The sequence below is a fragment of the Fibrobacterota bacterium genome (genome assembly GCA_019509785.1).
In the GTDB taxonomy this organism is placed as follows: Bacteria; Fibrobacterota; Fibrobacteria; order UBA11236; family UBA11236; genus Chersky-265.
In genome coordinates this window covers 55,799-67,681 of sequence record JAEKLQ010000032.1, presented here as the reverse complement: position 1 = coordinate 67,681, position 11,883 = coordinate 55,799, and the positions used below count along the sequence as shown (strand labels likewise).

Annotated in this window: 10 protein-coding genes; 5 read left to right on the top strand and 5 right to left on the bottom strand. The window is 61.0% G+C overall.

Translation table 11 applies throughout. The features are described from left to right. The first annotated feature begins 135 nt into the window (after positions 1-135). Together JF616_08215 and JF616_08210 are read left to right on the top strand one after the other, a co-directional pair. Positions 136-711 carry a TlpA family protein disulfide reductase gene (locus tag JF616_08215; GenBank protein MBW8887726.1) on the top strand — a complete coding sequence of 192 codons (576 nt, stop codon included), beginning with the start codon at positions 136-138 and terminating at the stop codon, positions 709-711. Between the two features lie 100 nt (positions 712-811). Next, positions 812-1,831 carry an RluA family pseudouridine synthase gene (locus JF616_08210; GenBank protein MBW8887725.1) on the top strand — a complete coding sequence of 340 codons (1,020 nt, stop codon included), beginning with the start codon at positions 812-814 and terminating at the stop codon, positions 1,829-1,831. A 42-nt stretch (positions 1,832-1,873) separates the two neighbouring features. On the opposite strand, the gene JF616_08205 is transcribed toward JF616_08210, so the two are convergent. Then, on the bottom strand, positions 1,874-3,076 hold the full coding sequence (locus JF616_08205; GenBank protein MBW8887724.1) for a hypothetical protein: 1,203 nt from the start codon (positions 3,074-3,076) through the stop codon (positions 1,874-1,876). A gap of 363 nt (positions 3,077-3,439) precedes the next feature. Between JF616_08205 and JF616_08200 the strand changes: the two genes are divergently transcribed. Next, positions 3,440-5,164, top strand: a complete 1,725-nt coding sequence (locus tag JF616_08200; protein MBW8887723.1) for an MFS transporter — start codon at positions 3,440-3,442, stop codon at positions 5,162-5,164. A gap of 86 nt (positions 5,165-5,250) precedes the next feature. On the opposite strand, the gene JF616_08195 is transcribed toward JF616_08200, so the two are convergent. Beyond that, a complete protein-coding gene (locus tag JF616_08195) occupies positions 5,251-5,574 on the bottom strand; it encodes a (2Fe-2S) ferredoxin domain-containing protein (GenBank protein MBW8887722.1) in 324 nt (107 codons plus the stop codon). Positions 5,575-5,611: 37 nt separating this feature from the next. Between JF616_08195 and JF616_08190 the strand changes: the two genes are divergently transcribed. Next, positions 5,612-6,388 carry a UDP-2,3-diacylglucosamine diphosphatase gene (locus tag JF616_08190; GenBank protein ID MBW8887721.1) on the top strand — a complete coding sequence of 259 codons (777 nt, stop codon included), beginning with the start codon at positions 5,612-5,614 and terminating at the stop codon, positions 6,386-6,388. 34 nt (positions 6,389-6,422) lie between these two features. Here the strand turns inward: JF616_08190 and JF616_08185 are convergent, their stop codons facing one another. From JF616_08185 to JF616_08175, 3 genes are all read right to left on the bottom strand, one after another. Then, entirely contained in the window at positions 6,423-7,340 is a 918-nt protein-coding gene (locus JF616_08185) for a hypothetical protein (protein ID MBW8887720.1), read from the bottom strand. Further along, complete coding sequence (gene larC, locus JF616_08180; GenBank protein MBW8887719.1) at positions 7,337-8,512, bottom strand: nickel pincer cofactor biosynthesis protein LarC; 1,176 nt, start codon at positions 8,510-8,512, stop codon at positions 7,337-7,339. The genes JF616_08185 and larC overlap by 4 nt, the downstream gene beginning before the upstream one ends. 223 nt (positions 8,513-8,735) lie before the next feature. Further along, on the bottom strand, positions 8,736-9,596 hold the full coding sequence (locus tag JF616_08175) for an HDOD domain-containing protein (GenBank protein MBW8887718.1): 861 nt from the start codon (positions 9,594-9,596) through the stop codon (positions 8,736-8,738). Positions 9,597-9,806: 210 nt separating this feature from the next. On the opposite strand from JF616_08175, the gene JF616_08170 reads away from it, so the two are divergent. Then, a complete protein-coding gene (locus JF616_08170) occupies positions 9,807-11,681 on the top strand; it encodes an OmpA family protein (protein MBW8887717.1) in 1,875 nt (624 codons plus the stop codon). Positions 11,682-11,883 lie beyond the last annotated feature (202 nt).

Here is an 11,883-nt window from a genome sequence, read left to right as displayed (position 1 = left end):
TGGGGCCAGGGACGGATTACGGGATATGGCGATATCCTATCCGGTTCGATGTTCCCGGCTTGTCCTGGTTCGCTTGGACTGGTATCTTTCTAGGGTCCAAAAGACACGGTAATATCCGAGGAGATGAGCGTTCCTATGCGGCAAATCAAGGTTTTCCTGACGGCTACCATCCTGACCTGCCTTGCCTTCGATCTGGCGGGCGCCCAACCCTTGCGCGGTCCGGTTCAGGGACCGGAAGCTCCCGAGGCGCCGCCAACCTTCGAGCTCGACAAGAAGGGCAAGCGCGCCCATATCAATTTCGCGCTGACCCCCAAGCCGATCTCGGACGCCAACCTCAAGTTCTCCCATTTCGCGAACCGTAAGCTCCTTATCTTCTACTTCTCCGCGAAATGCCCGCATTGCCAGCACGCCATTCCCTACGTGCAAAAGCTGGCCGATGATCTGAACGCCCAGGGCTTCACCTCCATCGCCATCGCCATCAAGTACAACACCGAGGACGATATCCGCGGATTCATCCGCGACTACAGCGTGCACATGCCGGTGTTCTATGATGAAGACCGCTCCATCGGCGAGAACTACGGTACGGGCTCCATCCCGCTGCTGATCGTGATCAACGAGAAAGGCGAATACATCCGCTACAAGTCCTTCGATGCGGACCAGACTCCCAATCAGATCAAGACCGAAGCGGCCCAATTCGCTTCGGCCAAGTGATCATCCCGTTCCGGCGCGGAACCAGGGGGCGGCCATCGGCCGCCCCTTTTTCGTTCCCGGCTGAGCCTTTGGCCTAGGCCGGCAACGGCGAAATCGATCCATGCCCCTCATCAACTCTTCGTTCACCTCCATCATCCGCAATCCGGGCGGCGCCAATCTGGCCGAATACCTGTCGCGTCGCTTCACCTACCATGGGCCCGGGGAATGGGATCGGCTCCTGGCCCTGGGCCGCTTCGAACTCGAGGGCGCTCCCGCCCGCGGGGACGAGCGTTTGCGCGAGGGCATGCGCCTTCGCTTCGACGTCGTGGATTACGAGGAACCCGAGGTGCCGTTGGATTTCCGCGTGCTGGAGCGCGGCCCGGAACTGGCTTTCGTGCATAAACCCGCGGGCATGCCGGTACACCGGACCGGGAAGATTTTTTTCCAGACCCTGGCCAACCTGGTCCGGGAGGAACTCGGGGACGATGCCTGGGCCCCGTTGAACCGGCTGGACCGCGAGACCAGCGGGCTTATGGCTTTCGCCCGCGGCGCGGAGGCGGCCCGTACCCATGCCCCTTCCGCTCCCGGTGCCCGCTGGCTCAAGCTCTACGTCGCAGTAACCCGCGGGCTACCGCCATCCCTTTCCGGGGCCATCGACGCTCCCTTGGGGGAGAGCCGCGACGGAGAGGGGCCGGTCTCCCCCATCCGCAGCCAAATGCACGTGCAAGCCGGCGGGAGGCCGTCCCTGACCTTGTACCGCGTAATCGCAGAGCGGGACGGCATGGGCTTGGTGGCCCTCGCACCCATCACGGGCCGCAAGCATCAGTTGCGGGCGCATCTCGCCCATCTCGGCTGTCCCATCGTGGGAGACAAGATTTACGCCGACGGCGGCCGCGCATATATGAAACGGCTGGACGCGGAACTGGACGAGGCCGATTACGCGGCCCTGGGAGCCCGGCGCCATCTGCTGCATGCCTTTTGCCTGCGCATCGCGACAGACGGCAAACCCGCCATGGAGGCCTGGGATTGGGACGTGGGCGCCGAATTCGCGGCCAAGTTCAAGGCCCTGGAGGCGCGGGCGTGGTGCGCCACGCCGGCCTGCAGCGAGTTGATGGCGGAAGCGGAAACCGCGCGGGCCTGACTGGCGGCCAAGCTCGCGCGGCGGAAGGGGATTGCCCCGGTCTTAGAACTTGATCTGGAACTGGGCGAACAGGGTCGGAAGGAAGCGGCCATCGTCGGCGGCGGCGTAGGTGCCATTCCCCTTCTTCGATGTCGTTTCCTCGATCAAGTTGAACTGCCAACGCGTCCATCCGTTCATCCACCAATTGACGCCCAAGGTGGCCGCCATCAAGGTAGCGCCATCGACGTCACCGGATACTGGTCCGATAGGATGATCGGCTGACACATGCGTGTATTCCAGCCGCAGCAAGGGTTCCATACCGCCTTCAGCCTCGCTTCCCTTCACCCAATATCCCGCTTGGACATAACCGCCATTCATGCTCGCGCCGGTGTCCGAGAAATCGGCCCAAAGCCATTCGGCTTCCAATCCCAGGTTGTTGAGCTGGGAGTGGAGGTCCACGTCCACGCCGATGCGGGTGCCATACACGTGCAGGCTATCGAAGACGGCGCCGGAATAACTCTTCACGCTGAGCGTTTGGCCCTTCTCCTTATCATAGTCCCCCGCCACGCCGACGCGAAGGGTCTTGCCGGAAGAATATTCGAAACGGGCGATGCAATCCTTCTGCCAATTGTTGTCGCGTACGTCGCCGCCGGTTCCGGCCGTGCCCGTCCCCCCGTTGTTCACGCCGAGGAAGTATTTGACCTGCTTCGCCGGATCCAAGGTCCCGAAGAACATGGCCCCGATCTTGGCGTCGAAAGCGGGCAATCCGATTAAAGCGTTCAAGGCCTGGAAGCGCTCCACCGTCTCCAACGCCCGCGATGAACGCAGATTCTCCGCGCTGAAAGGCTGGATGTATTTACCCATGCGGAAGTTCAAGTAGTCCTTAACGAGGGCGGCTTGCGCATAGCCTTCCACGAGGGAAGTGCCGGCGGCCGGCCCCCCGTCGTATTCGAAGAACAGGGTGTATAGGCTATCGTACTCGGCCTTGAAGTCCGCCCGCGCGCGGCGCACGAAGAAAGACGGGATCTTATAGGCCTGCTTGTTGGATTCGGCGGTGGCGATGAAGGTCGGTTGGGCGTAGCCCATCAGGCGGACGACGGCGCGGCCGTCATCGCTCTTGATGAAGAGACCGCCGCCCTTGGGCGTAACGCCGACATTGGGCCCGGCTTCCGCGGCGGCCGGGGCCGCCGTCTGGGCATGCGCGGCCGGAACGGCCCCGCCCACCGCGAATAGTAAAACGAGGGCGTGAAGCGAATTCGATTTCATAACCGTCCTTTGGCTGAGCCTTGTTGGTGGGAATGAAGCTTTTAAGAAATCCGTCCGGCGTTTACGCCGGCCCGGTAAAGCGGCAAAAGAATAATTCCAATCATTGCCATTCACCACAAGATTTTCTCACCGCAAGATTTTCGCCCTAGGAAGGAAAACCGGGTAAGAAGCTACCGATGAATCTGGAGAGAAAGAAAGATCAGTCCGATAATCCGCGGTTCCGGACCTATCCGGCATTTCCGGACGCGAGAATGCTTTTCTTCACAAGCGTGTTTTAACTTCTCGAAATTGCCCGCACCTCTATATGTTGCGGAACGGGGTTTGGATGTACATATTCACCACTTCTCATCCGAAAGGCAAACCATGGCGACAGCTGATACGATCAATCCCGTTTCGACCGGAGAGAAAGCAGGCAAAACGCGCCCCATTTCGGCAGAAGAGAGAAAAGTCATTTTCGCGTCTTCCCTGGGAACGATTTTCGAGTGGTACGACTTCTACCTTTTCGGGGTCTTGACGACCATCATCGGCGCCCAGTTCTTCGCGCCTCTCGATCCCGCCACGCGCAACATTTTCACCTTGCTGACCTTCGCCGCCGGTTTCGCCGTGCGCCCGTTCGGCGCGATCGTTTTCGGCCGCTTGGGGGATATGATCGGCCGCAAGTACACCTTCCTGGCGACCATCCTCATCATGGGTTTCTCCACCTTTCTGCTTACCTTTTTGCCGAGCTATAGCGCTTGGGGGATCTTCGCCCCCTGCTGCCTCATCGCGCTCCGCCTCTTGCAGGGGCTCGCCCTGGGCGGCGAATACGGCGGCGCCGCGACTTATGTCGCCGAGCATGCTCCGCATGGGCGCCGCGGATTGTACACGAGCTGGATCCAAACCACGGCCACGGTGGGGTTGATGTTGGCCCTCATGGTTATCCTGGCGACGCGTTACTATTCCGGCGGCGGGACATTCTCACCCGAAGGCGAAAAGGCTTTCGGCGCCGCTTGGGGCGGATGGCGCATTCCCTTCGCCTTCTCGGGCATCCTGCTGGTCATCTCGGTGTGGATCCGCGTTAAACTCAGCGAGTCGCCCGCTTTCCTGAAAATCAAAGCCGAAGGGAAAACCTCCAAAGCCCCGCTCAAGGAATCATTCCTGCATGGGCCGAATCTGCGCATCGTACTGCTGGCGCTCTTCGGGCTCACGGCGGGCCAGGCCGTGGTCTGGTATACCGGCCAATTTTATGCGCTTTATTTCCTGCAGACTTTCCTGAAGGTCGCGGCGCCCACCGCCAACATCCTCATCGCGGCTTCGCTCATACTGGGAACCCCGTTCTTCGTCATCTTCGGCGGGCTTTCGGATCGCATCGGCCGCAAGCCCATTATCATGGCGGGATGCCTGATCGCCGCCCTCACATATTTCCCGATTTTCAAAGCCATCACCGCCGTCGCCAATCCGAAACTCAAAGCCGCCATTGCCGCATCGCCCGTCAAGGTCGTCTCGGATCCTTCCACTTGCAACCTGGTTCTCAACCTGACGGGTACGGCCAAGTTCACGACGCCTTGCGATGTCTCCCGCTCTTTCCTGGCGAACCAGGGCGTCAATTACGACAAGGTCGAAGGTCCCGCCGGATCGATTGCCACCGTCACCGTGGGCGACGCCTCCATTGTCGGCTATGACGGCGCGGCGCCTACGGCCAAAACGGAAAAGGTCCGGTTCGAGACCGAGCTGAGGGCCGCCTTGGATAAAGCCGGTTACCCCTCCAAGGCCGACCCCATCAACGCCTTCTCCGGCCAATGGTTCGCCCTGGTGGGCCTACTGACCATCCTGGTGATTTACGTGACCATGGTTTATGGTCCGATTGCCGCCATGCTCGTCGAAATGTTCCCCACCCGCATCCGCTACACGTCGATGAGCCTGCCCTACCATATCGGCAATGGCTGGTTCGGCGGTTTCCTGCCGGCCATCGCGTTTTCCATCGTCGCCGCCCGCGGCAATATTTTCAGCGGCCTCTGGTATCCCGTCGTGATCGCCTTGGCAACCTTCGTAGTCGGCATGCTCTTCGTGAAGGAAACCAAGGACAGCATGATTTACCATCAGGATTGATCCATCCGCCGTGCCGGCCCGGGGTCGTGGACCTTTGGCCGCCGGTTTCCCGTCAGGCGTTCGGGGCTAGGGCCGGGATGACCGGGCTATCCGGCGGTTCCGGACTTTCCGGCGGTCGCGGAGGCGAGGATGCGCTTCACTTGGGCCTCGATTTCATCGACATCTTCCTCCCGGACGTCCTGGAACCATACCTCTTGGGGATAGCACATGATGTTGGGGCCTTGGGCGCAGGGGCCGAGGCAGGACGTGCGGGTGATGCGGATGGGGAGCTTGGCCTCCTTGAACCGCGCCTTGAGCAGGTCGGCGAGGACACGCGTAGCCGGGGTATCCCCGCAGGACTTATCCCCGTTTTCGCGCGTATTGGTGCAGAAGAACAGGTGAAGCTTATGGGGGGTCGCTTGCAGGCGCATCGGGATCCTCTTGGTTATCCAATTTAGCTAAAATACCGTGAGCATGAACCAAGCCCGGCCCGCCTACTTCATATCCGACCTTCACCTGGGAGCGCGCTACCGCGGGATGCCGGCGGAGAGGGAAACCTGGCTGTTACGGTTCCTCCGCGAAGACGCGCCGCGGGCATCCCATCTTTTCATCCTGGGCGATTTGTTCGAATTCTGGATGGAGTACCGGAGCTACGTGCCTAAAAGCCACTTCCGGGTGCTGGCGGCGCTGGAAGCCCTGTCCCGTTCCGGCGTCGAGGTCCACTACCTGGCGGGCAACCACGACTTCAACCTGGGCGACTTCTTCCGAGATCAGTTGGGCCTTCAGGTGCATGCCGACGAGCTCCGGGTGGAACTGCAAGGCAAAAGGCTTCTACTGCTCCATGGGGACGGGCTGGCGGCCAGCGATGGCCGCTATCGGATCATGAAGAAGGTGTTCCGGAATCCCCTTTCCAACCTCCTGTTCCGCCTATTGCATCCCGACTGGGGCATGGGTTTGGCGAACGCCATCAGCGGGCTTTCCCGCGACCGGCACGGGAACCGCCCGCGTAAGCTGGACGAATACGAGGCCGCCGGCCGGGCCCTGCTCGCCCGCGGCGATTGCGATATCGTAATGCACGGGCATACGCATGCGGCTTTCGTAAAGGACGTTCCGGAAGGCATCTACGTGAACAGCGGGGAGTGGCTTTACGGGATGCGCTACGCCGTCATGGAGAACGGGGCCTGCCGGATCGAGCGTTATGCCGGCGCCTCCGCACTGGGAAGGGAAGACGGCCTGGACCCGTGAAGGGACGAAAAAAAATCCCTGCTGAGCCGAGCGGCTAGCCGAGCTTGCCCAATTCGTTACGGATTCCGTCCAACTTCTCGTAATCCTCGTTCTGCAACGCTTCCACCTTGGCGACCAACAACTCCAACTTCCGGAGGCCCTTGGCATCGTGCTGGGGCGTCGATTCGACCAGGTTGATGATGGCCTGCATGTCTTCCGGATAACCGAAATCGCCCATGAATTCCTTGAAGTGGGACAAGGCCTTCTGGTATTCGGCCGGATCGCTCAGGCTATAGATCATATTGGGGATGATGTCCTTGAGCAGGTAGGCCTTGATATCGCCCCGATAGGTCTGTAGCCGCGGGGTTTCCCCGGCGCTCTCGCCCTCCCCCCTGCGCGGATCCTCGATGTTGCCGAGCAAGGCCGCGATCTCCCGTTCCATGGCGCGATGTTCCTGCTCCCGGAAATAGGCTTGGTAGATGATCGGGAAGGAGTTCACGCACAGGTGGGCATGGCTGAGCACGGTGAAGGAACCGAGATAGTAGACGTCCGCGTCGCCGGAGAGCATCTCCGCTTCGCTGCTGAAGAATGCGATCTTGGCCGGGATGGGGATGAAATCGGCGTTCTTCATCGAGTCCAAACGCTCTTTCACGGCCTCCGGATCCAAGGCGCCTTCCAGGCCGCCGGTTTCTTTGGCTTGATCGATCACTTCCTGGATCCCCTTCTCCAGGGAAATCCCGAACTCTTCCCGGAAGAAGTCGCGGATGTTGCGCTGGTCCACGAAGTTGGCCTGCACGGCCAGGATGCCGTTCCGCACCATGGCGGCCAAGGCGTTCGCGTTGCCCTCATCGCCCGGGCCCGAGGTCGATTCGCCCTCGTCGGTTTCCACGCGGACGTAGGCGATCAGCTTGCCTTTCAGCTTGCGTGGATCGCCCTTACGTTGCTCCAGGTGCATGCCGGGAAGTTGGATCATCGGTCCTTTCCCATGGCCCGCGCGAGGGCCTCGCGGTAAACGTCCTGCAAGGGAGCGCCTTTGGCTTCGGCGAGTTTGCGGCAGCTCTCGTATTCCGGCGACCATCGGGAGGCCGCGCGCCCGGGAAAGGAGATCCGCTTCACTTCCACCTCGCCATAGGAAGTCGAGACGATGCCCATGGTCTTTTCCGCTACCAACCGTTGTACTGGGAACCAGCGCACCCCGCCGGTGGCGGTCTCGGCGGCGATGATGGTCAGCGCCGCGTCGAGCGCCGCGCGATCCGCAAGGGCGCAGAGCTTAACCGCGCTGCGATCCTTCTTCATGTGGATGGGCTCTTGCCAGACGTCCTTGCAACCGGCCGTCCGCAGCCGCCCAGCCGTATATCCGATGAGCTCGGGGGCCATGTTGTCCAAATTACATTCTACCTGGAACACCGCATAACCCGAAACATCGGCGGCCGCCTCCCGCATCAGGCATATGCGCAGGACGTTGGCGATGCCGGGCAAATCGCGCGTACCCGCGCCGTATCCCGCGCGCACCAGGGAAGCGGTGAAACCGTCGGGAAGCGGATCGGAAAGCGCCGCGATCAGGGCCGCGCCCGTGGGAGTGACCAGTTCCCCTGGCAGTCCCGTGCGGCGCGAAGGAAAGCCCTCGGTGAGGGCCAAGGTAGCAGGGACGGGTACGGCCAACTCGCCATGGGCGGATCTGACCGTGCCCGACCCGAAGGTGAAAGGGGTGGTGAAGAATCCGGAGATGCCCAGCATCTCGAAGCCCAGGCAGGCCCCGGCGATGTCCACGATGGCGTCCAAGGCGCCCACCTCGTGGAAATGCACTTGATCCACCGGCACCCCATGGATGCGCGCTTCCGCTTCCGCCAAACGCGTGAAGACCGCCAAGGCCCGTTCCAGCGACCGCGGCGGCAAGGCGCCTCTTTCCAAGATGGCCCGGATTTCCGTAAGCCCGCGATGGGCATGCTCATGGGGGGCATCGATGCGGAAATGGGCGGCGGTCAGCCCCTGCTTCACGACGCGTTCGACGCGCATGTTCATTTCGGGGAGCCGCAAAGAATCGATTCCGCGTTTCCATTCCCCGAAGTCGAGACCGAGATCGAAAAGGGCGCCCAGGATCATGTCCCCGGAAGCGCCGGTCTGCATGTCGAATAGAAGAATCAAATCCGAACCCCTGGAAGCCGCCGTGGTAGGACGGGCTTGGCCAAAGGTACTTAAGCTGCGGGGTCGGGAAACGGTTTCCCGATGGAAAGCGCTTCCGTCAAATCACGAAGGAGCGCCTTCTCGAAGGTCTATAAACCGATCAAATCTCGAAGGCGCGCCTTCTCGTAGGCAAACCGTTCGGTCAAATCTCGAAGGAGCGCCTTCTCGAATGTCTATAAACCGATCAAATCTCGAAGGCGGAGTGGAATTTCTCGATCTCCTCGTGGGCGGATCCCTTTACGGCGTCCAAATCCTCGGGAGTGAAACCCAATTGGGCGATGAGGGCGGTGTCGAGCGGGGGGCGGATTTCCAGGCCGGGTAGATTGAAGCCGATGTCGAAGCACATGCTGTCGGCCAAGTGCACCAAGGTGGTGATCTCCCGGGCGTACTCGGTCTTGGCGGGATTATGGTGGTACACGATGGGGATGCGGATGTCCTGCGGGAGTTCCCAGCGCGAAGTCAGCCAATCCCCGACGTCTTGATGGCTGAAACCGAACACGCCTATCTCCGCCTCGAGCAAGGAAGTCTTCTTCTCGACCGAGGTCTTGATCGCCTTGATGAAATTCTCGTGGAAGTATTGATCCAGCACGATGCGGCCGATGTCGTGGATAAGCCCGGCGCAAAAGCATTCCTCGGGATCGAAGAGCGTGAACTTGCGCATGCGCAGGGCCAGCTGGCGCGATAATACGGCGCAGGCCAGCGAATGGGCCCAGAATTTCTTGCGGCTGAACAGTTCATTGCGACCGTCGCCGGGGAACATCTTCACCACGGTAATGCTGAACACCATGGTGTTGATCACCTTGAGGCCCAGGATCACGACGGCGTTCTGGACGGTGGTAACGGTACGGGGGATGCCGTAAAAGGCGGAGTTGGCCAAGCGCAGCACCTTCGAAGTGAGGCTTAAGTCCCGGGAAATCAGGTTGGCGACGTCTACCGCCGTGGTGGTGGGATCGTTGATGATCTTGAGGAGTTTGTTCGCGACCTCCGGAAGGGTCGGAAGGTTCTCGATCTGTTCAATCTTTTTTTGTTCGAGGCTTTTGCTCATGCCTTCTCCGCGCCGGCTATAGACCTTCAGGTTGCCCGTGCGGGCCGGTCCCAACCATGATATCCTAATCGGCGAAGGACTTTCAACTCGAACCTGTCTTTCCGGCAAGGCCGGAAAACTTTGGAATGGAAACGTTATTAGTAACTTTGCAGGCGCCATCGGCCTCCGAACGCCCCGGGACCCATGCCGCAGGCCGTCCGAAATAGGTGTATGAAAAAGGTCAATTTCTTAAGGCTTTCCGTCCTCGTCTGCGCCTCCGCCGCATGCGCAGCCACCCTCGAAGGGCTCCCCGGCGAATTGTTCATCCCCTCCGCGCGCCCTTTGGGGCATCTGGCCCTGTACGCTTCGGCCAGCGCCACCGGGCACGAGGACGAATCCATGGTGCGGGATAACATCTTCCTCAAGCAACTCTATACCGGTTTCCTCGACAGCAACCAGGTCCAGGACATGCAAAGCGCCGCCATCCGGCTCAACTTCGCCATGGGCATCGGCAGCCATTTCGACGTCGGCCTCAGCATCCCGTACTACGGGGATTTCATCACCGATACCGAGGCCAAGGAACTATCCGGCTCCGGCCTGGGAGATCCCCTCCTCTCCGTTAAAGGGGGATATGCTTTCGTCGGCGATCACGTCCTCGATGGAGCCTTGCTGGCGGGCTTGACCTTTCCCTCGAAAAACGGAAAAGGCTTCCTGCCCAAGTCCTTCGCGGAAATGCCCGATGATTCCACCGTGGCTCCCCCCCGCTTCTTTTCCACCTATGGCTTCGGCTGGTCGGCGCGCGCCCTGCTCACCCTCGACCTTACCCGCATTGAGCCTATGCCGCTGCCTTTCCGATCCTCACTGAACGCCGGCTTCGCGAACTCGGGGTTGCCGGGAGCGCGCGAACGTTTCCTGCTGGGCGGAGATCTGGAATGGGTACCCCTACCCTATCTGTCCTTCCTAGGAGGCGCCCAATCCGAGACCCGTACCTCGGAGATGAAAGGCTTGGACGCCATCGGGAAGGAATATTCCTACGCCTTCGCCGGATTCTCTTCCCGCGGGGACGACGGCATCTTCTTTTCCGTGAACCTCCAGAAAAGCCTTCCCTCCGCGCGGCCCTTCCGCCGCTATGCCCTTCCGGCGAATTACGGCGTCTACGCCTTCGCGGCCCGCTTTCAACCGCGCTGGGGCTTGGCCGCCAACATAGGCTGGAGCGGGGCCTTCGTCGCCGAGGACGCCGATCATGACGGGATTCCCGACAAGGAGGATACCTGCCCCAACGAGCCGGAGGATAAGGACGGCTTCCAGGACGCGGATGGCTGTCCCGATCCGGACAACGATCAGGACGGCGTCCCGGATGCCTTGTATAAGTGCCCCAACCAACCTGAAGACAAGGACGGCTTCCAGGACGAGGATGGCTGCCCGGAGCCCGACAACGACAAGGATGGCATCCCGGACTTGCAGGACAAATGCCCTAATGAGCCGGAGGACATGGACGGCTTCGAGGATTACGACGGTTGCCCCGATCTCGATAACGATAAGGATGGCGTGCCCGATGCGGTGGATAAGTGCCCGAACCTTCCCGAGGACAAGGACAATTTCGAGGATGCCGACGGCTGTCCCGATCCGGACAATGACAACGACAAGATCCCGGACCTCAACGATAAATGCCCGAACGAGCCGGAAACCTATAACGGCTTCGAGGACGGGGACGGCTGCCCCGACGAAGCCCCAGGCAAAGGCGGGAGCGGCGCGGCGCCGCTGGAAAAGCGCTCTTTATTGAAATCGATCCATTTCCTGGGGAACACCGACAAGCTCTTGCCGGAATCCTTTGTTTCGTTGGATTCCTTGGCCGAACGCATCCGCGCCATTCCCGGGGTCATGGTCGAAGTGCGCGGCTACTGGGACGGGGCCGCCTCCGAATTGGACGGTATGCGTTCGTCGGAAGCCCGGGCCAACGCGGTGCGGAAATATCTCGTTTCCAAAGGGATCCCCCCGGATCAGATCCTGGCGCGGGGCTTAGGAGCGCGGGACCCGATCGATAATAATCGGACGGCGATCGGGAGGCAGAGGAATCGTAGGGTGGAGTTGGTGCGGCTGAACTGACGCGTCGCTGGATGATTGGGGCCGGTGCGTCTGGGAGGGGCGCGGGAGGCTCAGATAAGGCCTGCCAGTGGATTCGGTCCTCCCGGCATTCTGCGCCGCGCGACGGCCGCGAATCCAGTGCTTGGTCTTTTAGCGGGCTCGCGTCCTGCCGATGCTTAGGGTCCCATGCGTGGCGCAGAATGCCGACGGCCTTAATTCGCCG